At 39.0% G+C, this 25914-nt stretch carries 24 protein-coding genes, 1 tRNA gene and 1 pseudogene; 3 read left to right on the top strand and 23 right to left on the bottom strand.

Annotated features, from left to right (window positions below; genetic code table 11):
* Positions 1–29: 29 nt before the first annotated feature.
* The 4 genes and pseudogenes from H6G06_RS22895 to alr all read right to left on the bottom strand — a co-directional run bounded on the left by H6G06_RS22895 (position 30) and on the right by alr (position 3917).
* Positions 30–395, bottom strand: a pseudogene (locus H6G06_RS22895) (four helix bundle protein).
* A 275-nt stretch (positions 396–670) separates the two neighbouring features.
* Positions 671–1714, bottom strand: coding sequence for a response regulator (locus H6G06_RS22900; RefSeq protein WP_190564370.1), 1044 nt, complete (start codon positions 1712–1714; stop codon positions 671–673).
* A 663-nt stretch (positions 1715–2377) separates the two neighbouring features.
* Positions 2378–2459, bottom strand: a tRNA-Leu gene (locus tag H6G06_RS22905).
* Positions 2460–2729: 270 nt separating this feature from the next.
* Positions 2730–3917, bottom strand: a complete 1188-nt coding sequence (alr, locus tag H6G06_RS22910) for an alanine racemase (protein ID WP_190564371.1) — start codon at positions 3915–3917, stop codon at positions 2730–2732.
* 340 nt (positions 3918–4257) lie between these two features.
* Here alr and H6G06_RS22915 point away from each other — a divergent pair, with 340 nt between their 5' ends.
* Together H6G06_RS22915 and H6G06_RS22920 are read left to right on the top strand one after the other, a co-directional pair.
* Positions 4258–4755 (top strand): HNH endonuclease, encoded by a 498-nt coding sequence (locus H6G06_RS22915; RefSeq protein WP_190564372.1) that lies wholly within the window; start codon positions 4258–4260, stop codon positions 4753–4755.
* Positions 4756–5383: 628 nt separating this feature from the next.
* Positions 5384–6661 (top strand): DHH family phosphoesterase, encoded by a 1278-nt coding sequence (locus H6G06_RS22920; RefSeq protein ID WP_190564373.1) that lies wholly within the window; start codon positions 5384–5386, stop codon positions 6659–6661.
* An 846-nt stretch (positions 6662–7507) separates the two neighbouring features.
* Here H6G06_RS22920 and arsS read toward each other — a convergent pair.
* The 17 genes from arsS to H6G06_RS23005 form a co-directional block, all read right to left on the bottom strand.
* On the bottom strand, positions 7508–8494 hold the full coding sequence (gene arsS, locus H6G06_RS22925; RefSeq protein ID WP_190564410.1) for an arsenosugar biosynthesis radical SAM (seleno)protein ArsS: 987 nt from the start codon (positions 8492–8494) through the stop codon (positions 7508–7510).
* Positions 8495–8550: 56 nt separating this feature from the next.
* Complete coding sequence (gene arsM / locus H6G06_RS22930) at positions 8551–9519, bottom strand: arsenosugar biosynthesis arsenite methyltransferase ArsM (RefSeq protein WP_190564374.1); 969 nt, start codon at positions 9517–9519, stop codon at positions 8551–8553.
* 193 nt (positions 9520–9712) lie between these two features.
* Entirely contained in the window at positions 9713–10387 is a 675-nt protein-coding gene (locus H6G06_RS22935) for a response regulator transcription factor (protein WP_190564375.1), read from the bottom strand.
* Positions 10388–10576: 189 nt separating this feature from the next.
* Positions 10577–12016, bottom strand: a complete 1440-nt coding sequence (locus H6G06_RS22940) for an ATP-binding protein (RefSeq protein ID WP_190564376.1) — start codon at positions 12014–12016, stop codon at positions 10577–10579.
* A 96-nt stretch (positions 12017–12112) separates the two neighbouring features.
* Complete coding sequence (locus H6G06_RS22945; protein ID WP_190564377.1) at positions 12113–12571, bottom strand: DM13 domain-containing protein; 459 nt, start codon at positions 12569–12571, stop codon at positions 12113–12115.
* Positions 12572–13264: 693 nt separating this feature from the next.
* A complete protein-coding gene (locus H6G06_RS22950) occupies positions 13265–14053 on the bottom strand; it encodes a GNAT family N-acetyltransferase (protein WP_190564378.1) in 789 nt (262 codons plus the stop codon).
* A 917-nt stretch (positions 14054–14970) separates the two neighbouring features.
* The gene (locus H6G06_RS22955; RefSeq protein WP_190564379.1) at positions 14971–15891 is read right to left on the bottom strand and encodes an NAD(+) kinase; all 921 of its coding nucleotides are present in this window, start codon (positions 15889–15891) and stop codon (positions 14971–14973) included.
* 6 nt (positions 15892–15897) lie between these two features.
* On the bottom strand, positions 15898–16203 hold the full coding sequence (gene nuoK, locus H6G06_RS22960) for an NADH-quinone oxidoreductase subunit NuoK (protein ID WP_006199065.1): 306 nt from the start codon (positions 16201–16203) through the stop codon (positions 15898–15900).
* Between the two features lie 105 nt (positions 16204–16308).
* Entirely contained in the window at positions 16309–16926 is a 618-nt protein-coding gene (locus H6G06_RS22965; protein WP_190564380.1) for an NADH-quinone oxidoreductase subunit J, read from the bottom strand.
* Positions 16927–17063: 137 nt separating this feature from the next.
* A complete protein-coding gene (gene ndhI, locus H6G06_RS22970; protein WP_190564411.1) occupies positions 17064–17645 on the bottom strand; it encodes an NAD(P)H-quinone oxidoreductase subunit I in 582 nt (193 codons plus the stop codon).
* Positions 17646–17776: 131 nt separating this feature from the next.
* The gene (gene nuoH, locus H6G06_RS22975) at positions 17777–18895 is read right to left on the bottom strand and encodes an NADH-quinone oxidoreductase subunit NuoH (RefSeq protein WP_190564381.1); all 1119 of its coding nucleotides are present in this window, start codon (positions 18893–18895) and stop codon (positions 17777–17779) included.
* A gap of 303 nt (positions 18896–19198) precedes the next feature.
* Positions 19199–19348: a hypothetical protein gene (locus H6G06_RS22980; protein ID WP_190564382.1), complete on the bottom strand. Its 150-nt coding sequence runs from the start codon at positions 19346–19348 to the stop codon at positions 19199–19201.
* A 151-nt stretch (positions 19349–19499) separates the two neighbouring features.
* Positions 19500–20636 (bottom strand): citrate synthase, encoded by a 1137-nt coding sequence (locus H6G06_RS22985; RefSeq protein ID WP_190564383.1) that lies wholly within the window; start codon positions 20634–20636, stop codon positions 19500–19502.
* Positions 20637–20748: 112 nt separating this feature from the next.
* On the bottom strand, positions 20749–21243 hold the full coding sequence (sixA, locus tag H6G06_RS22990) for a phosphohistidine phosphatase SixA (protein WP_190564384.1): 495 nt from the start codon (positions 21241–21243) through the stop codon (positions 20749–20751).
* A 168-nt stretch (positions 21244–21411) separates the two neighbouring features.
* Positions 21412–21606 carry a type II toxin-antitoxin system HicA family toxin gene (locus H6G06_RS22995; RefSeq protein WP_190564385.1) on the bottom strand — a complete coding sequence of 65 codons (195 nt, stop codon included), beginning with the start codon at positions 21604–21606 and terminating at the stop codon, positions 21412–21414.
* Positions 21603–21827 (bottom strand): type II toxin-antitoxin system HicB family antitoxin, encoded by a 225-nt coding sequence (locus H6G06_RS23000; protein ID WP_190564386.1) that lies wholly within the window; start codon positions 21825–21827, stop codon positions 21603–21605. The genes H6G06_RS22995 and H6G06_RS23000 overlap by 4 nt, the downstream gene beginning before the upstream one ends.
* Positions 21828–22037: 210 nt before the next feature.
* Complete coding sequence (locus H6G06_RS23005) at positions 22038–22379, bottom strand: hypothetical protein (RefSeq protein ID WP_190564387.1); 342 nt, start codon at positions 22377–22379, stop codon at positions 22038–22040.
* 239 nt (positions 22380–22618) lie between these two features.
* Between H6G06_RS23005 and H6G06_RS23010 the strand changes: the two genes are divergently transcribed.
* A complete protein-coding gene (locus tag H6G06_RS23010) occupies positions 22619–24043 on the top strand; it encodes a cobyrinic acid a,c-diamide synthase CobB (RefSeq protein ID WP_190564388.1) in 1425 nt (474 codons plus the stop codon).
* On the opposite strand, the gene H6G06_RS23015 is transcribed toward H6G06_RS23010, so the two are convergent.
* Positions 24030–25043, bottom strand: coding sequence for an arginase family protein (locus tag H6G06_RS23015; RefSeq protein WP_190564389.1), 1014 nt, complete (start codon positions 25041–25043; stop codon positions 24030–24032). The two genes, H6G06_RS23010 and H6G06_RS23015, sit on opposite strands and share 14 nt — an antisense overlap.
* Positions 25044–25060: 17 nt before the next feature.
* Positions 25061–25486 (bottom strand): cyclic nucleotide-binding domain-containing protein, encoded by a 426-nt coding sequence (locus H6G06_RS23020; RefSeq protein ID WP_190564390.1) that lies wholly within the window; start codon positions 25484–25486, stop codon positions 25061–25063.
* Positions 25487–25914 lie beyond the last annotated feature (428 nt).

The following is a 25914-nucleotide window of genomic DNA, read 5'->3' on the forward strand; positions in this document are numbered from 1 at the left end:
TTTATGTGTAAGAATTCAGGAGTCAGGAGTCAGGAGTCAGAATTCAGAATAGAATTAGTATAACTTGTCAGTAGTCTACTGACTTCCTCAATTTGGAGCATTAATTCTTTAGTATCGACCTATCCAAGATCAAGAGGAAGAATTAGATAGTAACGGCATTCTTCTAAGGAAGATTGTGCAATATTCATAAACCGTACTTTGTCTGCTGCTCCCTTTTTCTTGAATCCCTCTGCTATATTTGCTGCTATAGAAATTGCTGCTCTTCTAAATTGAGAAGTCAGCCCATATATTTCAGATTTGGAAAATAGTTCAGTAAATTTGTAGACATATAGAACAAAACCATGTGCTTTTTGCCAAACTATCAAATCTTCAAATGTCCGTGCTGGCTGTCTCATTTCTTCTGACTCCTGACTCCTGAATTCTTGCATTTATGTTCAGCTTAAGTATTGAAACTTTGCGAGGATACACTCTCACTAATCCTGAATAATAATACTTTCACTATTATTCAGAATCCTTCCAAAAACTATGTTTTTATTGTTGACATTTACTAAGTTCAGTAGGTGTGTGTGAAAATTTACAAATATATCATTGCGAGTGTAACGAAGCAATCACAAGGGTTTTGAATAATCCAAATTTTGTTACCTAGTGAGGTTTATTCATACCTACCTCCTTAGCTAATACCAATGTATTTAGACACCATTTTCAGCAAATCTGCTCTTGTGAAAGGCTTAGTTAAATAGCCAGATGACCTGACAATTTTAGCCTTTGCTTTATCCACAAATCCTGTTCTACCAGTTACCATAATAATGGGAGTATTTTTAAAGGATGAATGTCTACGCAATAATGAACATAGTTCATAACCATCTAAATTTGGCATTTCTACATCTAATAAAATCAAGTCTGGTTTACTTCTGATAATTTGCATTAAAGCTTTAATTGGGTCATTAATCATGACAACTGAAAAGGTCTTTTCATCTAGAAAATGTCTAATAGCATTCAGAACTGCTTGACTATCATCAATACAGGCAATTGTATACGATTTCTCACTCAAACTGGATGGCAAATTTTGTTTCAACTTCCGTTCAATTAAAGCAGCTTTTGCTGATTTATCTTCTAGTTGTTCTTCAGATGTTGTCTGAGTTTGAAAACTGCTATTAGAGGGTGTCTTTGACTGAAGATGTTGCCGATAACTTAATTGTTTTTGACAATGTTCTACTATGAATTGCAAATCCAAACTACAGAATTTTGGAAGTTCATTTAAAAAATTATCAGAACCCAGTTTATAATTACCTTCTCTTAAAGAAATAAATGACTCTAGCACCTCTTTGGCCAGTTCTTCTATCAACATCCCTGCTTGTTTAGGGGTAATATAGTTTTGATTTACTAGCCAGCAAATTGCATGATACTCAGAATTTGGTATTAACTGACTCTTATTGTCGGCCTCCGACATCAACCCCATCTGTTGATAAATTGCATTGTTGAAAGTAGGAATTTCTTGATTCAAGCGTTGTAAGTGACTTTCAAGACGTTGGAATACTTTGTCCGAATAAGTAGCGTAAGTTAGTTTACCTTCTTCTAAATAGAGTGACCAAGATATAAGTTCTGTAAATACACTTAAATGCCCTGTTACTTTCCTCGTGCTTAATTGTGCCAACAGAGAAAGTGGATGTAGTTTGTGAAACAACCTGTAGCTACCTAAAGGAGTTGTCATCATTTTGCTTTTACTTCAGCTAAATTAAAGACTTGTGATTTGAATTTGCATAGGAGATACATCACAATTACAATCAAGTATAAAACATCAATCATTTAGTAATCCTAAATACAAAGTCTGATATAGCATTTCCCAAGCTAGTGAGGTACAGAGTTTTTTAGTCTTAGGGAACAGGGAACAGGGAACAGGGAACAGTAAATAAATTAGGGTGTACCTCATGAGACTGAGAAAAGCTATATTTGATTTTGTATTAAGACTCAACCATATAGCAGGTGACAGAGTTAAAAGCTTGTTTGTGTCTAAGTTTTATCATCTGTTGATGTCCTAACTACCTTGGCCGTTGCTATAACAGCGTTAATTGAAAATTATCAAAACTTTTTTAGTCAATTTGTAGGTTTTCAATAACTTACTTACCGATACTGCAATTATTGGCCATTTTTGCTGAATCACGCCAAAAATGTCAACAAAAAATTATATTCTGTGTATTTAAATACTAAAAATTACCGGAAGCTGGATAGTACCTGGCTATTCACGGTATCAAAATATCTCTGATACTTTGATTTAGTGTCAGCTTTCGCTTGCGGTCTGATTCACCAAAGCTAGACTTATTGTGGTTATGCTGATTTGAAGATTTCGATATCAGCACACATAATATTGGCTTGTAAATGCGGATGAAAGGACTTGAACCTTCACACCTTGCGGTACTAGAACCTAAATCTAGCGCGTCTGCCAATTCCGCCACATCCGCATCAGTATTTTATAATAGCATAACAAATTATGGATGGCAATAGGTAATTGGATATTACAGCAGATTGCAGATCAATGAGGCTTCCGTGAGCGTCAGCCGATAGCTGGCGTGGCGTAGCCATACGGTACAGAATCTACATTGAAACCTATACACAAAGCCAGTTTTACTCCTGACTCCTGACTCCTGACTCCTGCTGTAGTCATTAGTCATTAGGTCATTCACCTCCACATCTTCCCAGTCAAGAGTCCCCATTCCCCAGTAAAGAGTCCGCTACATCACCGCTACACGGGGTAGACGATGCTTGAAGCCGCAAAGAATTTCCCAAGAAATCGTGTTTAATTGATTTGCCCAATCATCAGCTGTGATTTTTTCTGATCCCTGTTCTCCCAGTAAGGTGACTGTTTCCCCTTCCTGCACATCGGGAATAGAACTGACATCTAACATGATTTGGTCCATTGTAATTGTGCCTATTTGCTGCACACGCTGGCCACGGAGTAAAACTTGCATTTGGTTGGAAAGACTGCGAGGAACTCCATCTGCATAACCAATACCGACAACTGCAAGACGCATTTCTCTGGGTGCGATAAACTTATGACCATAGCTAACACCAGTTCCCGCAGCAATTGTTTTGACATGGGTAACTCTGGCTTTGAGTTGTAAAACTGGTTGTAGTTTGACTTTGTGTTGCAGGTGGGGAGCGGGATAAAGTCCGTAAATAGCTAAACCTGCACGCACCATGTCGTAGTGTAAGCTTGGATCTGCCAGGGTCGCAGCTGAGTTGGCTAAATGCAGACTGGGAATTTTAATTCCTCTGGCTTTGATTTGGGCGATCGCTTCCTCAAATCGTCTATGCTGTTCTTGCATGATTGCCGGATCATGACTATCTGCTGTGGCCAGGTGAGAATAAATGCTGGCAATATCCAAATGTGGTAATCCTTGTACTAACTGCACAAAATCACCAGCTTGCTGCCAATTTGTGCCTAATCTAGACATTCCCGTATCTAGTTTGATGTGTACAGGTATAGGAGAATTATATTTAATGGCTTCTAGTGTATTAGAAAATATTAAAGCTTGTTTAGGGCTGCAAAGTGTGGGTTGAAGTCTCCAGTGAGCGATCGCATGAATTTGTTCGGGTGTATGAGTTGCGCCTAAAATTAAAATCGGGGCTTTAATTCCACCTTCCCGCAACTGAATACCTTCGGGAACTGTAGCTACTCCCAACCAAATCGCACCTGCATCTAATGCAGTTTTAGCAACTGTTACCGCTCCATGTCCATAGGCATCTGCTTTTACCACTGCCATTAACTGGGTAGGTGATGATAAAAATCTTACTAACTGCTTGACATTATAGGACAATGCCCCTAAATCAATTTCTACCCAAGCACGTTGAGAAAACCAAGCGTAAGTATCACGCTCCTGATTATCAGCAAAACTGGGGGTTTGTTTGCTACTGAACATTGATCTTCACTCCTATCAGACCACTACCAAGCTTCCAGACTATCTAATGATTCTGGTTTGCAACCCTCAAAGCCATATCTATTTAATCAGGAAAGTTTACCTTTGATCCGGGAGTTAATATTTACAATTCAACAAGATGGTGGTGAGTGTTGAGTTTGAGTAATCCAAGTAAAAAAATGCTCATATCTGATTAAATAATCACCTATGATGAGGATATGAGTATCTTCACTCATCCTGTCACCTGTCACTAAATTATTTAGGTAGTATAAATTATTCTCATCTCCCCAGGAAGGTATATTTGTGTTAAAATATTTAAAACTAATACCTTGAGCTAATATCAATGGGGAAGGTTTTAGTCCTAAACGCCTCCTACGAACCGCTCAACATAACGAGTTGGCGACGTGCCATAGTTTTGTTGATTAAAGGCAAGGCAGAACACGTAGAACATAACGGTAAATTCATTTACTCGGATTTTCCTTTGCCAACCGTGATCCGGTTGCGCCATTACGTGCGTGTTCCCTACAAAGAAATTCCTCTGACGCGCCGGAATATATTGCATCGAGACAGTCATACTTGTCAATACTGTGGCTACACAGGAGACGAGTTGACTTTAGATCATGTCATGCCGCGATCGCGTGGAGGGGGTGACACATGGGAAAACATTGTTGCTGCCTGTGTACGCTGCAACGTTAAAAAAGGCTGTCGTACACCTCAAGAAGCCCGGATGCCTTTGCGCCATCCACCACGCCAACCTTATAGCAGCCTCTATTTTGAGGTGACTAAACATCTTAAGAGTGGACTTCATCAAGAGTGGCAAAAATATGTTATAGGACTTTGACATTAACACTGAACTAACTAGACAGCAGGGGGATAAGTCTTCACCTGTAGGTGTCGCTGTTTGACCTTAGATCAAAACAGTATACCACAATTTGCGGGTTTAACTTGCCCTTTGTTGGTAATTTTTTGCACCTTTGGAGGGGCATTTCCAACAGATGCCATAACTGTTTGCCTAAATTTCAGGATAACAAACAGACTCATCATTATACCTCATCTTTACGAGGGATGGATCACTATTCCCATAAATTATTGAAATTTATGCTAATCGGCGACCAGTTACGCTCAGAGGAATATTTTGGATAAAAATAGTTGTTAATTACTGATTAAACATAATAAATATATTAATAGTAGCAAATGTAAAATTCAGAATCGGTGTTGTGAAATCAAGAGGAGATTATACGTCAACTGAGATAAATATTCAAGTCCCAATCGGCTTTTAAGAAAAAGTCGCTTGGTTGTTTCCAGTCTCTATATGCACACAGATGTTACTAATCCCTGACTAATGGGCTTGACAACAAATAGACCAACATAATGCAGCGTCAAGACTGTAGATTTCTGCCAAGATCGTAATGTGTGGACAAGCCAGAGCATAACTGGTGGGAGCCACCACGCTGAAAACCAAATTCCCTATGTACTTGAATTCTCCCGTTACTCAATTTGAGAGTTTTTCATTGACCACAGAGCCGAATGGGGAGGAAGTTGAAATAGACAAAGATTCAATGGAACTTCCACCAATTACCCGGCCTTCCTTACCAGCAGCAAATGGTGATGGAGGTACTTATTTAGCTCAACGTGGCAATTCCCTCGCTGTTCAAAAGTCAGAAGAGTTGCAAAAAACCCTGCTGGCACATCGGCATGAGCGTCATCTTGTCATTCTGCAAGATTTTCCTGACCCTGATGCTCTCTCTTGTGCTTGGGCTTACCAGCTAATTGCCCAACAATACGATATCAAATGTGAAATTATTTATGCTGGAACCCTCAGCCATCAAGAGAATATTGCTTTAGTTAAGCTAACTAATTTACCTGCTCAACGCTGGACAATGCAAACCCTGAAAAGTAAAGATTTATTATCTTATCAAGGGTTTGTGTTGATTGATAATCAAGGAACTACATCTGGGTTACTACCAGCAGTACAACAGGCAGGAGTTCCCCTAGTAGTCCTAGTTGATCATCATAGTGTGCAGGGAGAACTAAAAGCCGAGTTTGTCGATGTTCGTCCTTATGTGCGAGCAACTGCGACAATCTTTACTCAGTATTTACAAGCGGGGTTATTAACATTAGATAGTAGTATTAGCCAGCACATTAAATGTGCAACTGCTTTAATGCACGGTTTGCGCTCTGACACCAATCGGTTGATGCAAGCGCAGGAAGAAGATTTTATGGCAGCTGCATATCTGAGCAAATTTTATGATGCTCAGTTGCTGAATGCCATTCTACAGGCAAATCGTTCTAAGCGGGTAATGGATGTGATCGAGCGATCGCTCAAAAATCGCATTGTCCAAAATAACTTTTCCATAGCTGGTGTTGGTTATTTACGCTATGACGACAGAGATGCTATACCCCAAGCCGCTGATTTTCTTGTCACAGAAGAAAATGTGCATACTGCTGTAGTGTATGGCATAGTTCACGATGAAGATGACGAACTAGAAGTAGTCATAGGTTCCCTGAGAACCACAAAACTAACCCTCGATCCTGACGAATTTATCAAGGAAGCCTTTGGACAAGATAGCACAGGGCGGTTTTTTGGTGGTGGACGCACTGGAGCCGGTGGCTTTGAGATTCCGATGGGGTTCTTATCTGGCGGTAACGAAAATTCTGTTTATGCGAAAATCAAATGGGAAGTTTTTGATTCTCAAATTAAGCAGAAATTATTGAAGTTGGTAAATCCTAAAGATAACCCGATTTAGTCTTAGGTCAACTTTTTGGGAAAAAATCATCTTATTCCCCATCCGTTCGTAGGTTGGGGATGGATATTTTCATGCTTGGTAAATAAACACCTTTTTGCAAAATACAAATCTCATCTTATTGACGTTGTATAGAATAACATATCAAGAATAATCGACCGCAGATAAACACAGATAAAGTCGGATAATTCAATTGATGTCATCATTTATTTGTCTATGCTTTTTGGAACTATAACAACAAAAAAAGAAAAAACCGCGAACCAGGTGGTTTCACGGCTTTCAGTATGGTGTGAGGAGCTTAACTAATTTCATCATAGACCCACCACTCAGGAATGAGGCACTCGTATCAATTTTGGTAACGAGATTTTTTGAGGATGAGGTTAGGATGAGGATAGTTGTCAGCACTTTGGCACAAACAACAAGATCCTCGATTTCTCTGGGAAGTCGAAGATCTAAACATGAGCGATTTTCACAAATAAAAACCGTGGAGATTTCAATCAATCCACGGCGGTTAGTGTGGTGTGAGGAGACTTAACCTATAACATCATAAGCCATTTCACTATGGGCTACTCAAACACCACAAAATTTGTTACATGATTATTGTTTGATGACATATAGCAGGAGTCAGGAGTCAGGAGTAAAACCCTTTTGTAGTGGGAGTTTTATTATCAATTGATGTCCTAACCACCCTGTCCATGGCTATCAATACATTTGTCATTTTTGTCTTCTCAAAAGTTTACCGAAGAAAGGCAGAGGGCAGGAAGCAGAAGGTTTTAGAAAATAATTCTTCCCTCTGCCAAAAGGGTTTAAAGCCCCTAAATTTATTTATGGGGATTACCTCCTGCCTCCTTAAACCAAAGCACCACCACAGCTAGAACCACAGCCAGCAGTACAACCATAGCAATAGTCAGAAGTTTGCACTTCACTAATCAAATCTAAACTACCAGCTTTTAACAATGTGCTAATTGTTAAGGTTTTCCCATTCTTGGTTTTTGCAGGTAAATTCATCATTTGGTTAAAGTCGCAATCATAAAGATTGCCCAAATAATCAACTGAAATTTCATCACGACACATGAGATTTTCAACTGTATCGGGGTTAAACTGCGATTCTAAAAACTGCAAATAGCTAGAATAAAGCTTTTTCCGTTCTAAATGTAACTTGGTTCTGCCGACGGGTAGATTAGTGATAGTGAAGAGGTTGTTAAAGACAATATCAAAATGTTCTTGCAAGAACGTTTTATAAGCAATTTCTAGATTTGTTTGTTCTGGAGTTAAGGAAAATTTATCATCCTTTGGTAATTGGGGATTGTACACCAAATCTAAAATTAAGTTTGGGTCTTTTCCATAACCAAGTTTGTTCAGCCATTGCAAAGCTTTAATAGAATCATCAAAAACACCATTACCCCGCATTTTATCTACATTATCTGCTAAATAACAGGGTAGAGAAGCTACTACTCTGACTTGATTTTTAGCAAAAAATTCTGGTAAATATCCAAAACTTTCAACAAAAAAAATTGTCAAATTGGATCTAACAATGACTTGTTTACCTGCTAACCTTGCAGCTTCTACTAATGGCTTAAAACCATAATTCATTTCTGGAGCGCCACCAGTTAAATCAACGATTTTAATTTCTGGAAATTTAAACAGAAAATCAATTAACTCTAAACAAATTTCTAAAGAAAGTTCCTCTGTTCTTTGCGGTCCAGCTTCGACATGACAATGATTACAAGCGAGATTACAGCGTTTCCCTAGATTGATTTGTAAAACATTGATTTCTTTTTTTGTTAAAGGTGAACTAATTTTTTCTAAAAAAGGTGTAATTTCTGTTTGTATCATCATTTATACCTGACGAAAATTGAGCATTGATTTGAGAGTTCAAAAAAATCAAAAAATTAACAGCACCCACCACCATCATAGTGCCAAGTGGAATCTGTTACCATGATTTCCGTTGGTTTTAAAGAAGCTAATTTAGCAGCAGTTTTATCACAAACAGCCGCAGGAATACCACGTTGTAAAATATGTCCAGCAGCGTCATCAAAAAAAGTTTCTGTACCTGCATAAATTGCTGTTTTACCTGTAAAGATACAAGCGCCATCTTCAGGAATTTGCACTTTAAAAGCAACGGAATCAAGACTTTCAAGCAGGAGATTTTTTTGGAGGTTATAAGTTTGTTTATCTAATAATCTATAAGGACGACGGGCGCGAATTTCAATTTGTCCAAACCCCGCATTGATAATTAGTTCGGTATACTCTTGATAGGTGAGAGCGCCAGATAAACACATAGCCCGTAGTTGTTCATCTTGTTGTAAATGTGGAGGAATAGGACTAGTAGCAATGGGGTCACTCATTTGCAATCTTCCACCTGGTTTTAATACCCGATATGCTGCTTTTAGGGCGCGAGTTAAATCTGCTGGCTCAAAGATGTTGAAAAGACAATTTTGGGCGACTACATCTACAGAGGCATCGGCAACGGGTAAGTTAAAGGCATCCCCTGAACGAATTTCCACAAAACTAGTATCAAACCAAGGATTTTCTTGAGCAGCAATTTCTAAGTTACGTCTAGCGGCTTCGCGCATGGCTTCCACTGGTTCAACAGCAATTACCGCACCGGGACGACGGGAAAAATAAGCAAATTGTAGTGCTTCTAAACCACCGCCAACACCAACATACAGGACTGTGGGTTGATTTGCTAGTTCAGTGGTGTGAACAGTAGTACCACAACCATAATTCATTTCCTGCATGACTAAAGGTATTTTTAATCCTGGTAGTTGCAGGGGTGTACTTTGGACACAACACAGTCCTACTTCTGGTGTTTGGGCAACTTCGCTGTAAAATTGTGCTGCGGTTTCTAAATAAGTCATTGGTGTTGTCTGAAGTTAACTTTGTATATATTTAGGACTTACGCAAGATTGAACTCAAAACCTGATTCTTGCGTAGGGGTAATTCATGAATTACCCCTACTTCCGTTCTGTTTTGCGTAAGTCCTGATATTAATTCTGAATGTTAATATATCAGAGATTGAATTTAATGAGTTTTTGCTGAGATTTCATTAATTCAATCGCGTAATACGTAGCCGACACCACGCACAGTTTGCAGCAGTCGCTTTTCGTTGTTGGCTTCGAGTTTGAGGCGTAAGTAGCGAATGTAAACTTCAATGATGTTAGAATCACCCATGAAGTCATAACCCCAGACTTCTTCTAAAATGCGATCGCGTGTAATTACCTGTCGCGGATGGGTGAGTAAATAATCTAGTAAATCAAATTCTTTAGCAGTTAACTCTATTAATCGCTGGCCTCGGTAAACTTCCCTGGTAAGGCGATTTAAACTCAGGTCTTCAAATGTTAAGATATCTGCGCTGTCTGTTTCTTTACTTCTACGGAGATGGGCGCGGACTCTGGCTAATAATTCTTCGACACTGAATGGTTTGACTACGTAATCATCAGCACCAGCATCTAAACCAGCCACGCGATCGCTGACTTCATCTTTAGCGGTTAATAAAATTATCGGCACTTTATCACCGGTACTCCGCAAGCGACGGCAAATTTCTAACCCTGACACACCAGGTAGCATCCAATCTAAAATGATTAAATCTAGATTTAACTCCCGTGCTGCTGTCAGTGCTGTTAATCCATCATAGGCCACGCTGACTTGATAGCCTTCATAATTCAATTCTAATTCTATAAATCGAGCCAGTTTGACCTCATCTTCTACCAGTAAGATGTGCGTCATAAGAATATTTGGGATTTTCGCAGAGGACAGTTAATATTATTACGTAGTATACCAAGTAATAGACATCTAAAATTAGATGTACGTTAGCTTAGTATAAAGCCAAATAAATAACAAGCGTAAACCCAAATTTGCTTTTAATTCCTTAATTATGGAGTCAGCTGTTAATCTGTAAGCACAGAGAAACTTAATTTACACCTTGATAGGTAATGGTGCGGCAGGTAAACTAATTGTAAAGATACTTCCTTCACCCAAACGTGAGCGCACACTCACCTTACCACCCATACTTTCTACAAAAGTCTTAACAATCGACAATCCCAAACCAGAACCCCCGGTAGTAGAAGTACGCGCTTCATCTACACGGTAAAATCGTTCAAAAATCCGTGATTGATGTTGTAAAGGAATACCAAAACCGTGATCACAAACTTGAATAATTACCTCTTCACTTTGTAAATTGAGCTTAATAATTACAGGTGTATCTGCTGCCGAATACTTAACAGCATTGTCAATCAAATTGATTAAGACTTGTTTTAAGCGATTATAGTCTATAATTGCCTCAATTTCCCGATTAATTGACTCAATTTTGATAACCCTGCCGCTATACTTCTCTGCCATACTCACAACTTCTGCAACTAAATCATTGAGTAAACAGAGTTCCTTTCTTAAATGCAAATAACCACTATCAGCCCTAGCTAAATCCAGTAAATCTTGTAAAAGTCTAATAGTGCGTTCCGTTTCTAGGGATGCGGTTTCTAAAGCTTCTAGTTGGTGAGGATTTAAATTATTTTGTCGTCTTAAAACACTTTGTAAATAACCATTAACAATAGTTAATGGCGTGCGTAACTCATGGGAAACATTACTTACAAATTGTCGTTCTTGCTCCCAAGATTGGGCAAGACGAGATAACATCATGTTAAAAGTATTTGCTAATTCTTTAACTTCAGTGGGGGCATTTTTTAGATATAATTGTGCTTGCCCTAAATCTGATAGAGAAATCACAGCAGTCATTTGATTTAACTGCCGTAAAGGTTGGAGAGAATGCTGAATATAAAAGGCGATCACCACACAAATTACTATAATCACTAAAATACTAGCAATAGCCAAACTTCTCACCATTGCCATAAACATAATCTGTTCGCTAGTCACATCCTGCACCACAAATAACTTACCTAAAACCTTACCGTTTCCTGGCAAAGTACCACTACACAAAATAAAATAACGTTGACTAACTTTTCCTAATTCTGGTTTAACCAACATCTCAGTTAAAGACATTAGCTGAGAGGCTGTTTCATCTGATAACAGATGCCAATTATTAGATTTAGCAATAATTTTATGATCAGCACCTTTCACCCATAAAAACGTATCTTTAGATGTCAAATTATTAATTGCCTTTTGTAAACTAGTTTCTATAGGCATCATTTCATTATAAAGCAGCACATCACGCGGTAAGCGATCGGCAATTTTGGCAATATTATATTTATGACTATTAATTAAAATTTGCTGCATTTTCCAACTTGTCCAACTAGCAAGTCCACCTAATCCCAAAGCAGAAACTAAAGCAATCCCTAAAATTAGGCGTAACCGTAGCGAAAAAATATCAAACTTCTGCCAAATTTTACTATTTTGTTTCACTTTAATATTAATTGAAAAATCAAAATTCAAAATATCCTCTTAGCCCCCCCTTGTTAAGGGGGGTTGGGGGGATATAATATGTTTCTTACGTTAAAATTAATTGGTTTTAGGCAAACTAGCATAACCAAAAGTAACATTAAACTTGCGACACCAGATAGCCACAGAGTTAAAATCAGCTAAATTCACATTTTTAGGTAAAGCATAACGTTGAGAACCTTTGATGTTTTGTAACTTTGCAACACTCACATATTCTTGTTCTTTGAGAGATTTAGAAGGTACATTACCACGATGGAGAATTACAACTAAATCTGGACCACTATCAGTTTTAAAACTTTGATTAAATTGTAAATAGCTAATTCCATTGTCACTAATAACGCTCACTTTTCCCTGAGTGCTATGTTCCAGAGTCTTAAAGTTTCCAGACTCTACTACTGAAGTAGTGACATTTCTCACAGACTCAGGCTTATTATCTATGGGAGTTGAAGTTACTTCCTTCCCACAGCTTACAGTGAGAAGGGTAAAGAGGGTAAAAATCGCTAAGTGTGGAAACTTCATAGTTTAACATCCTCAAATTTGTCTGTAAGGACAATTTAAAGCCTAATTTCTAGATTTAAATGAATTTAAGCTGAGAATTTATTTAATTTTTATTGAGAAAAAGCCAAGAAAATCACAAGTTATATCATGTCAGGTTGTGAGCAGAATCATTGATAATTTCCTTAAGGTATTTTCAGGAATTTCACGTATTATGTGAGTGATAATATCGTAATTTACCTGATTTTGGTTAGATAATTTTACAATTGTTAATTTAGGCATATTTTTTTGATATTTTTATTTATCAGAATCAGGATATCCAGGATTTGAGGATGTACAGAATGGGTTGATTTTTTGGGATTTGATGATTTTGTGGATTGGGGTTAGTGTTTGATATTTTTATTTGTCAGAATCAGGATATCCAGGATTTGAGGATGTACAGGATGGTTTATTTGTGAGTATCAGGATTTTTGGAATTTGAGGATGTACAAGATAATTTTTTCAACATTAGCAATCTATCAGATTTAGGAATAATTGATAACCTATTAAAAACAATCCAGAAAATCCTTAAATCCTGTACATCCTGATTCTGACAATTACCGCAAACCCTGACACACAAACCCACCCCAAAAATAAGGGGATGCAAAAAATATCAATAATCTGAGTCACATCTGCCGAATGTGGGTTATATATTTGTTTTATGAAATTTTGTATAATCTAATAATCAAACTCCACCCAATCCCCACTCCCCACTCCCCAATCCCCAATATTAGAGATAATTAAAAAATCAATAGTTTGAAAATGTCTATCAATAGCTGGCAGACTACAAATTTTAGCCCCAATACTCAAATAAGCTTGTAAAATTTTGGGAATTTCCACATCATATATATCTGGGCAATTTTGATGAATTTCTAGAGAATATTCAACATTAGGAGTTACTAAAATATTCGGATGTAGCCAATGATTACACAGAAAATAATTATAGGCACAAACTGCTTGCTGAGTACATTGTGTTAACAAAGATGCACAACCGAAAAAATATTGATTACCAGTAGAAATCAGATAATTAGCTAATCCTTGCCAAAGTAATAAAAGAGTATAACTATTGCGATATTCTTTAGCTATACAAGCACGTCCAATTTCTACAGATGACTGAAGTACAAAATCGGGAATTTGAGACAGATTAAATATATCAGCAGCATCAAACCCTAAACCTTTAGCAGCCATTGTATAGGTTTGCATTCGATATGTACCAATTGTTGCACCCGTATCTTTAGCAATGAGAAGTAAATGATGGCAAACATCATCAAATTTATCTCGATCCATCCCGGCAAAATTAGAACTCGAAAATCCCAAACCCAGTTCTAGATTAAAAACCTGAAAACGTAAGCGGAAAACAGATTCTAACTCTTCCTCAGTTGTAGCAAGTCGCAGGATATACTTTTCACTTTGCAAGACCGGAAATTCAGAAAGATATAATGGGGAATTGATGCGATTGTGATACATTTACATCAGGTTTCCTACCTAAATTTGGGAAAAATCTTACTCAGATTTAGAGCAGACAAAATAGATAGATAATACAGCAGATTGCAGATCAATGAGGCTTCCGTGAGCGTCAGCGGATAGCTTGCGTGGCGTAGCCCTACGGTACAGAATCTAAATTGAAACCTATACACAAAGCCACTTTTACTCCTGACTCCTGACTTCTGCTGTATGTCTTTGCTCAATAATTGGGGGGCGGACTACCATATCGCTAACGATTTTACGCCATTTGAGGGTCGGCACTAACCTAGTTACCCCAGATTATTTAGCCATTACGATCATATATATAGGGCTTGCTGAATAAATTGGAAAACTTTACAGGTAAAAGGTTTGAGGCATTTTGACTTTCAAAAAGTGCAAGATTTTATGGCGTGGGAACTTGAAAACCTTGCATTTCAGTTTGATTCCCAGTAAAAATTGCTCCCATCCAACTCTTGAAACTGTTCCCTGTTCCCTGTTAAGAGTTCCCTGTCTCCACGACAAGACTTTTTCAGCAAACCCTATATACATGAATGATTATTAGGCTTAGATTGCTTTTATTATGAACATTAGTAGAAATAAAATCTGGCAATAAGATACAAATTTATCTAATTCACAATTTAAATTTTCTGTCAATAGAAATTAGTTGATAAAGTCAAGATAATTTCAGAAAACCTCTTGCAAAAGGTTAAAGGTTCCAGGGTAAGAGTGTTCCAAGAAATAAAATGCCCCGTCATGCTGTAGCTTGCTTCCCGCAGAGTACCGAGTGAAGTATATTGGAGATTTTCCACTACACTACGTTTCGCTCAAAAGGACAATTCTGGCTCATTTTTTATTTGGAATACTCCAAAGGAAAATTCTCCTCCTTACCCCTGACCCTTTCCCTGAGTTCTGCAAGAAGTTTAATTACGGTGATTATTGGTGTAGCGAACCCTTGTACCAGCCCAAAGTAACTTCTCTCGCAGCGTCTGATAATATGAATTATTTGCCCGCAGAATAATGAATTTAGCGCGACAATCAGCCATCCGCACATCAACACGGTGTCCAGGCCAAATTGAGGTAGATAATACCCCATCCATCCATAATTTAGTGCTTAAATCGTAATCCCCCAAAGGCCAAATACTGACCACCGAACCAGGGGGTAAAACCAGGGGACGACTAGAAAGACTCATCGGACAAATAGGAGTGATAGTAATAGCCTCCATGCCATCGTGCATGATAGGACCATTAGCCGAAACAGTATAACCAGTAGAACCTGTAGGCGTGGAAACAATCAACCCATCCCCCACATACTGATCAACTACCTCACCGTCGATTTCCATTTCTAGAATAGAGGTAATCATGCGGTCAGCAGAAGCGGGTTTAACACAAAACTCGTTTAAAGCGAGGTAATGTTCAGTCACAGGTTCTAAATTTGTCCGATGACCTTCATATACAGCCGCTTGCAACATCATCCGTCGTTGGAGAGCATAGCGATCTTCAAATAGCCTATCCCAAACTCGTTCTGGCTCTTGAAACTCATCCATTGACTCAGTTAAAAACCCCAAATGACCTCCCACATTCACCCCCAGAATGGGGATGCCAGATGAAGCTAAATGTCTGGCACCGGTTAAAACAGTACCATCACCACCAAGTACCAAAGCTAGATCAATAGGTTGGCTTGCGGATGCCAAAAACACTGGATAGGGGTTGTCTTTAGGTCCGCTAGGTCCAACCAAAACTTGGCACTGACGGTCTTCTAGTTGTTTAGCACAGAGTTCAGCCCAGCGTTTACTCTGGGAGTCTCGCGCTTTATAAGCAATGATTACCTGCTTGAGTTGCACGCACTGTTACCACTTCAGGAGATTAAACTGCTCCATATCGACGGTATCACGGTTGCGATAAATAGCAAGTACAATCGCTAAACCCACCGCCGCTTCAGCAGCTGCCACGGTAATCACAAAAACAGTGAAAACCTGACCTTTAATTAATGTTGAGTCAAGAAAGTTGGAAAATGCCATTAAATTCAGATTAACAGCATTCAGCAATAACTCAATTGACATTAGCACCCGCACCGCGTTACGGCTGGTAATTAGGCCATAGATGCCGATGCAAAACAAAGCTGCTGCTAGTAATAAAAAGTATTGAAGTTGCATAATTTGGTAGTTGGTAATTGGTGATTGGTGATTGGTGATTAGTGATTGGCTTATTTACCTCCCCATCTCCTCTGCTCCCCATCTCCCCTGCTCCCCTGCCTCTACCTATTCCTCAGTTTCAGTACCGCTACCAGTTGATACCAGTTCTCTGGGGCGTTCTGGCAAGGTTAAGATCGTTTGTTGCAAGTCAGAAGGGGTGAGTTGGTCTGGTAAATATTCCCGACGTGCCAAAATAATTGCTCCTACCATTGCCATCAGCAACAACACGGAAGCTAATTCAAAGGGCAGTAAAAAGTCAGTGAAGAAATGTTCACCAATTAAAACTATAGAATTTTGACCAGCTACAGGTGCAGAAGAATAAGCCCAAGGTGTTGCCAGTACCATCGTACTTAAGAGGGCAAACAGTCCTATGCTCACCACACCTGTAATTATTTTCCGCACCCCAGCACTAGGTAAAGGTGAAAAATCCTGACGTTTGTTTACCAACATAATGGCGAACAGAATCAAGACGTTAATTGCACCCACATAAATCAGAATTTGTGCTGATGCTACAAAATCACCATTTAGCAATAGGTACAGTCCGGCCATGCTGATGAATACACCACCGAGCAAAAAGGCAGAATAGACAATGTTAGAAAACAGCACTACACCGAGTGCTGCCCCAATCATCATCACACCCAATATGCCAAATGAAACAACTTGTACTCCTTCCGCTAGATTCACTTTATTTTGTCCTTTGTCAGTTGTTAGTTGTCAGTGGAAGAAGGCAAAAGGCAAAAGGCAAAAGGCAAGAGTGTTTTAATTGATATTTCCTCTGTTCCCTGTTTCCTGTTCCCTGTTCCCCGTTCCTAATGACTAATTTACTTTTCTGTTTCTACAAGGTCTTCGGGACGGGAACCAGCACGAGGCGCATCTGCGGGGACTCCGTGGGGTTCCATAACGCCTTTGGGTAGGTAAACCAGTTCTCGCAGTGGTGTCACCATTGGATCGTCTGTAACTTTGTAAGGCAGTCGTCCTAATGCTACGCTGTCGTAGTTCAATTCATGGCGATCGTAAGTAGAAAGTTCGTATTCTTCTGTCATGGATAAACAGTTAGTTGGGCAGTATTCCACACAGTTACCGCAGAAGATACAAACTCCAAAGTCAATACTGTAGTGTTTGAGTTTTTTCTTCTTGGTGGCTTTGTCCATTTCCCAATCAACTACAGGGAGGTTGATGGGACAAACACGAACGCAAACTTCACAAGCAATACACTTGTCAAATTCGTAGTGAATCCTACCGCGAAACCGTTCACCAGGAATTAATTTCTCGTAAGGGTATTGTACGGTAATGGGGCGGCGCTGCATATGGTCAAAGGTGACAGACAGCCCCTGTCCAATGTAACGCGCTGATTGTACTGCTTCTTTGGCGTAATCACCAACTTGTTTGAGGAACTTTAGCATTGTTTGTGTTTCTACTCTTTTCAGGTGATAGCTAACAGGTGATTGGTGATTAGTCATTAGTCATTAGTCATTAGTTTTTTAAGTTTGACTTTTGACTTTTGACTTTTGACTTGAATATCCCCAGTCCCCTATTAGCCACCGAAGGCGACGGGAAAAGCTAATTTCAGGGCTGCGGTTAATAGGAGATTAACCAAGCCAACGGGTAGTAAGAATTTCCATCCTAAATCTAACAGTTGGTCAATCCGTACTCGTGGCAATGTCCAACGGATAAGGATGGCAAGAAATACTAGAAAATAGGCTTTAAGTACAGTCATGGTGATACCTAAAGCGGCTGTCACCACTTGAAGTATAGGGTTGGTATCACTTACTCCCACCCACTCACCTATCAGGCTGACGGGGATGGGAAAATGCCAACCACCCAAGTATAAAATTGCTACAAGCAGGGAAGAAAGGATCAGGTTAATGTAAGAACCTAAGTAAAACAAACCAAATTTCATCCCTGAGTATTCGGTCTGATACCCTGCTACTAGTTCTTCTTCCGCTTCTGGTAAGTCAAAGGGTAAGCGTTCGCATTCTGCTAAAGCAGCAATCCAAAAGATGATGAAACCCAGTGGTTGTCTCCAAATATTCCAACCCAAGATCCCAAAGTGAGATTGTTGGTTCACAATATCAACGGTGCTGAGGCTATTAGATATCATGGCGATCGCTAACACACTCAGCGCCAAAGGTATTTCATAACTAATTGACTGAGCTGCTGCCCGTAAACCCCCTAACAAGGAGTATTTATTGTTAGATGCGTAGCCTGCCATCAATAAGCCTATGGGCTGAATGCTGGACAAAGCAATCCACAAGAAGACCCCCATTCCTACGTTGGTAATGACGATATTCTCCCCAAAGGGAACAATCAGAAATGATAAAAATACCGGAATTACCACAATGACTGGTCCGAGGGTAAACAGCCAGCGGTCTGCTTTGGCTGGGACTATATCTTCCTTAAAGATTAGCTTTAGACCATCCGCTACAGGCACTAGCAACCCAAATGGACCTTGGTATTCTGGACCAATCCGTTGCTGTGCGGCAGCGGAAATTTTCCGTTCTAGCCAGGTAGCAACCAGTACACCTACTGTTGCCCCAATCAGCATCAGGATCATTGGCAATGGCATCCAAATCGCTTTGGCTGCCCCTGCTGGTATTCCTAAATCCTTGACGGATTCAATAAAAGTTCCTTGGAGGTCAATTCCTGCATTCATGTTTGCTACTCTTTAAGTCGTCGAGTCACGGTGAATTACAAATATTACTGGTTTATCTGTAATTTCACAGGTTGAGAATCTCTGTTGAGATGTTGCCTGATTGTAGATTTGTTGCCAATCCATGAGTTTAGTATATCCTTGGATGGTTTTAGCCTCCTGAACCAAGATGACAACTTCTACTTATGGTTAGGATTAGGGATTGGTGATTGGTGATTGGGGACTGGGGACTGGGGATTGGGGATTGGGGATTGGGAAAAAACCTCTTTCCCCCTCCTCTTCCTGTTCTCTTCTTACTGTCACCTGTCACCTATCACCTATCACCTCTTCTTCAGACAAGACAAAGTAGCCGTTTCCAGATTGGTAACGGTTTTCTATTGTATGCAAATTGTCTGATTTTCCAGCACTGGGGGCTGTGATGACAATGCCAATTTTAAGATTATAGATTTGAGACATTTGCCTGCACGCCTAATTAAGCTGACAGATGACAGTTATCAATCTGTCTACTTGAGAGCATGAGTCCAAAATCTAAAATCTAAAATTGGTTCCTTGTCAGCTAATTACGGAAAAATTCCTCTTAACTTCCACCTGTCACCTATCTAGCTAGTTAACGTTGGTCGATGGGAATGTAAGGAACTTCGTGACGACCGTTGTAAATTTGGGTAGGACGGAAAATTCTGTTTTCTGCGAGTTGTTCTTTCCAGTGTGCCAACCAACCAGCCACACGAGCGATCGCAAAAACAGGTGTAAACAAGTCTGTAGGAATTCCCATTTTCCTATACACCAAACCAGAGTAAAAGTCAACATTGGGATAAATTCCTTTGCTGCCAACTTTTTCGGCCATTACCCGTTCCACTTCTTGGGCAACTTCATAATACTTGTCGTAGCCGAATTTCTCGAACAATTGCTCTGCCAAGCGTTGTAAGATTGTGGCTCGTGGATCTTTTACTTTGTATACACGGTGTCCAAAACCCATAATTTTCGCCTTTTTTTGCAGACGATCTTCTATGTAAGGGCGAACATTATCCACAGAGCCAATTTCTTCTAACATCTGAATCACTTCTTCGTTAGCACCACCATGTAAGGGACCGCCTAAAGTACCTACCGCACTGGCAACTACAGCATAGGGGTCTGTTAAGGTGGAAGCTGTCACTCTGGCACTAAAGGTAGAAGCATTCATTGTATGCTCAACGTGCAGGATCAAGCAGATGTCAAAAATTCGCGCTGCCAACGGATCGGGTTCTTTCTCGTTGAGCATATACAAGAAGTTGGCAGAGTAATCTAAATCATCTCTGGGCTTCACAGGGTCATTACCTTGCCGCATCAACTGAAACGCTGCTACCATCGTGGGAATAGTTGCCATGAGGCGTACTACTGCATCCCGAATATAGACAGGGTTATGTAAGTCACGGCGTGAGTAAAACAAACCCAATGCAGCAGCCGAAGCTTGGAGCGCATCCATTGGATGACCGCTTTCGGGAAAACACTTCATCATGTCCCGAATGCGATATTTTATCCGTCTGTGGTAGCGAATTTCATGCTCAAACGCTGCCAATTCTTCCTCACTAGGCAATTCTCCCCAGATTAAGAGATAAGCAGTTTCTAGAAATGTGCTTTTTTCTGCTAATTCCTCAATCTGGATGCCACGATATTCTAGTATTCCCTTTTGCCCGTCTACATGACTAATACTCGACTGGGCTGCGGGAATGCCTTCTAAACCAGGCTTGTATTCGCACACCGTCATGGCTACACCACTTGCTTTGTGAAATATCTGAACACGCTAACTTACCAGAGATCATTTTCACCATAACAGTTGTCGATTTAACAACTAATTTATGCGAAAGCTCGAAAAACTGTTATAGCAGGTACTTGGGTGGTGTCAACCAGAACATTTGACTACGACCCAAAGGAGAAGCATCATCTGGTAGTTTTATTCCAATCATACCTGCTTTTTTGAGGAGAAGGCGGTCTTTTGCTTCCCCCCAGAGGAGAATTTCTGCCCAACTGCTTAAACAGGGTTCATGTCCTACCAATGCTATTTGGTTTTTTTGAGTATATTTTCTCGGTTCTAACCAGTCTTTTAGCCAGCTGTTAATATCACCTTCAAAGCTGAGATGATCTGAGGTTTCTAATTGAGAACTGAGTCCGGCTGCAATGAGTATTTCTGCTGTTTGCTGGGCGCGGACTAGTGGACTGGTGAGAATTAAATCAAATTTTAAACCTAGTTTTACTAATCTTTGGGCTACTTTCTCGGTTTTTTGTCTTCCTTCTGTGGTGAGCGATCGCTCTTCATCTTTTAGCCCTGGTTGATGTTCTTCGGCAATGCCATGACGAATTAAGTATAGTTCCATGTATATAGCAGATTGCAGATCAATGAGGCTTCGCCGTGAGCGTCAGCCGATAGCGTAGCTCGACGTTAGCCATACGGTACAAAATCTAAATTGAAACCTATACACCAAGCCAGTTTTACACCTGACACCTGACACCTGACTCCTGAATTCTGCTGTAGTTTTTTTATCTTAACTTGCATCAGGTTCGTTCACTTGCAAATCTCGACAAATTTTACGAGCTAAAAAATCGTTAATTTCTCGATGACGCGGAATGGCAGATGATTTTCCTGCAGATCTGTTGACGTAAATAGTATGTTTTCCCCCCTCACGCAGTAATTCACAACCGCAAGCCTCTAAATGGCGAATTAGGTCTATGCGCTTCATGCAGCCGACAAAAAAATATGTTCACGAATAACATCTTGCCCTTGAAGTTGCTCTTCTGCAAGCAAGCGATTAGATTCTAAAATTAATTCAATAGCTTCTTCTAAGTTTTCCCGTGCTTCTTCAAGTGTCTGTGCTTGAGTATTTGCTCCGGGTAGTTCTTCCACAAATCCTATATATCCTTCTGGTACTTTTTTAAATACTTTAGTTAGTTGAAGACGCATAATATCCTCATATTAATAATATTATTATAGTCTAGCATAATAAAAAGAGATAATGGGAATTTTACCACTCATTAACCAACCTACGGCAATGAGTGAGACATACAGCAGTTTCCGCTGTTATGAGGTACACACATAGCGGGCAAGATGCGCGCACCACAAGGGTTTTATTATTCCAATTTGTACCTCATTTGAACGAAATATGCTGTATCTCTATAAAGATTCAAAAATCAGCTTGATCTGGTTCAACGGAGTTTTGTTGGAGAAGGTATGTAAAATATCGCCACGTATGGAAGCCCGACGCAATTCAATTTCACCACTGTTGTGGTTATAAGAAAAAGCGTAGCGAGTATTATTAATTTTGACCCAAAGTACATTCTTAGTTTCACCGTCACGAACCATAACCTCTATTGGGTCCACGTCTTTTTTCCAGACAATAGCACCCGCAAGAGCTAGAGAAATTTCGTTTACGTCTCCAGCATGATGGTCAGCTCGTGACATCACTCCATTGATATAGCTCTTTAAAGTCTCAATATCTGTTACTTGTTGTGGCATTATTAACTCCTGCTTAACCAAGATATAGATAATTATTATACAAGAAGTAATTAAGTAAAGCAATAATACTTAAATAATTGTTAAAATGTATAATTATGGCTGGCAAGATGCCCAAAATACAACAATTTCATCAATTCAGAATAAAGCAAATTAAATAGTTTTCCAATTTTCTTTAATCTATACCACTAAAATATCATAATATCTATTATTAGCAATCACCCATCACTAATCATTAATTCATGTCTTTCATTATTGCTGGAGAACGTAGCGGAGTGGGCAAAACTACGGTAACGCTCACACTTTTAGCCTCTTTGTGCCGTCGTGGTGCAAAAGTACAATCTTTTAAAGTGGGTCCAGATTATATTGATCCGATGTTTCATCAATATGTGACTGGCCGCCCTTGTCGAAATTTAGATGCGGTTCTGACTTCAGAAAGTTATGTTCAGCAATGTTTTAACCGTCATTCCCAAGGATGTGAATATGCGCTAGTTGAGGGAGTGATGGGTTTATTTGATGGTGTTGGTAATTCTTTCAATACTACTGAAAATATCACGGCTCAAATGGACTTTGCCAGTACAGCCCATGTTGCGAGATTATTAGATATACCTGTAGTATTGGTGATTGATTGTGGTCGTTTATCTGGTTCAGTGGCGGCGATCGCTCACGGTTATTGTAGTTTTGATAGTAGAATAAAAATTGCTGGATTAGTATTGAATCGGGTGGGGAGCGATCGCCATTTATCATTATTAAAAAATTCCCTAAAACGCTTAAAATTACCTATTCTGGGTGTACTCAGAAGACAAGATAATATTACCATTCCTGACCGTCATCTTGGTTTAGTACCCACAGGAGAATTACCAGAATTAGACAATGTAATTAATCGTCTTGCAGATTTAGGCGATACTTGTTTTGATTGGGATCAAATACTACCTCTTCTTAAATCTCCCCATCTCCCCACCGCCCCATCTCCCCATCTCCCCATCTCCCCATCTTCCCCAAAGATTGCCGTTGCAAGGGATAAAGCTTTTAATTTCTATTATCAGGACAACTTAGATGTATTAGAAGAATTAGGAGCAGAGTTAATATTTTGGAGTCCTTTAGAAGATATTGAATTGCCAAAAGATATTCAAGGAATGTATTTTTGTGGTGGTTTTCCTGAAGTATTTGCACAAGAATTAGCCGCCAATATTCGTATTATTAAAGAAGTAAAATCAGCTATTGCAGCCGGAATACCAACAATTGCTGAATGTGGGGGATTAATGTATTTATGTGAAAATATAATTGACTTTGAAGGTAAATCTTGGCCAATGGTGGGAATATTACCTACATCTGCACAAATGGATAAAAGGTTAACTTTAGGATATCGTCGTGCAGTAGCTTTACACAATAGTTTCTTATTCGATGCAGGAACAAATATTTATGGACATGAGTTTCATCGTTCTCATTTAATTACTAATCCGAAACAACCATTATTTGATACTCATCGTTATGATTGTGAGGAAAATACAGGATTTGAAGGTTGGCATTTACCTAATGTTCATGCTTCATACATTCATCAACACTGGGGAGAAAGTGTTGAAATTCCCCAAAAATTTTTGCAACAATGTCTAAAATTTGGGGAAAAATTTTTCTTTCGGGAGAATTTAAAAATTACTTGTAATTAGCTAAAATTTCTATATGACTTAATGCTGCTGATATCGTTACAGGTGTCTGATATCCACCACCATGTGTAGAAATAACAGGACAGGGTATTTTTTTAGCTAAATCTAAAACATATTTAGTTAATTCTTGAAAGTCTCTATTTGTCCAATTTGTAATTCCTTTACCACAATCATCTCGATGGGAGTCATACCCGGAAAAGATGAAAATTAAGTCAGGATGCCAGGGTAAATTTTCTAAAGCGTTGCGAAATTTTGATAAACTTTCATGACCTCGGTAAAATTTACCATCTAATCCTATTTGTGTAATAATATCTGGTGTAATTGACTCAGAAATAAGAGGAATATTGCAATGTCCAACTTTTTCTGCCATTGTTGTTGTACCATAGTTTAAATCAGAAGCTTTAGCCATATATATATCAACGGCACTATGGATACTTATACAATAAACACTATGATCATAACTAAAAATTGATTGTGTACCATCTCCATGATGAATATCCCAATCTATAATTAGTATTTTATGAAAACCTTGAGACTGAGCATATTTTGTTGCTGCTGCTAAAGGGTTAAGTAAACAATATCCATGTCCCCAGTCTTTATGTGCATGATGTCCTACTAAAGAAAAACAGTAGGCACGTTCTAAACTTACTTTTTTCATTTCATCTATAGCTGCAAATATTCCTCCCAAACCATATACATAACCGGGTAGGCAATATTCTAAACCTTCACATTCAATACTCAAAGGTGGTAAGGAACGCATTGATTCATTTAGTTCTTTTCCTAATGCTTTAAAAACTAACTTTTGTAGATATTCATGACTATGAACTCGGAGATATTCACTATATTTGACTTTCTTAACAGGTAAAGATGGATAAATAGTGATTTTTTTAGCAATTTCTTGTCTGATGTGATTGTAATGAGGAAATGAATAACCTACAAAAGAAATCAAATTAATTGCCTTGGAAGTTTGGCAAGTATGTGGGTGAAAATAGGTTGCAAACATCTAGATTAAAGCATTTACTAATGACTAACATTTTCATTGAGTGTGCGAATGATGCGAGATAGTTCACCAATAATATTCACCGCTATTTCTGGAGTTTCTTCAATAGCATCATAGAGTTGCTCTTGGGTGAGTTCTAAACATTCACAAGGTTCTAAAGTGGTGACAGAAGCGGAACGAGGCTGAGTATCAAATACTGCCATTTCCCCGAAGTATTTTCCTGTATCTACTTCAGCTAATTTTGTATCTCCAATATGGACTTTCACCCTACCTGATACAATAATGTAAAGCGATCGCCCTTCTTCTCCTTGTTTAAAAATACTGTGATTAGCAGGATATGATAGCTCATTCATCACTGAAGCGAGTCGGACTACAAAATCATCTCGCAACTCTTTAAAAATGGGTACGCGGCGGACAAATAACAAACGATCAACACTATTAAGCATAATTACTAGCTATAAATAGAACATTACACAAGTATCAAACCTGAATAAACAAGGTTCTGGCAGAGTGGAATTATAACCCCTAGAAGCCAATAATACCTTACCCTTAGTTACCCTGTGAAGGTAAGGTGTATTGATGCTGATTATTAACGTGCAGTACAGATCATCTTTTCATTTATTTAATAGCTGTAAATGATACATAATGTGGTAGAGTGTGATGCTCATAAACGATTCCGTCTTTGCCTTCAAGATGTTGATTTTTAAGTCTTAACCATAAAATTAAAACAGTCACTCAGAACATCACAGATAAGTAAAATTATTTTGACCCAAGTTCAAAAATTACTACGACTATTGATATAATAACTACCACTGTGAGGTATAAATAATTTTTCATCTTGGCGTACAGACTATTGATATCGCCGCTTAACAGT

It is taken from the genome of Anabaena sphaerica FACHB-251, from assembly GCF_014696825.1.
GTDB lineage: Bacteria > Cyanobacteriota > Cyanobacteriia > Cyanobacteriales > Nostocaceae > RDYJ01.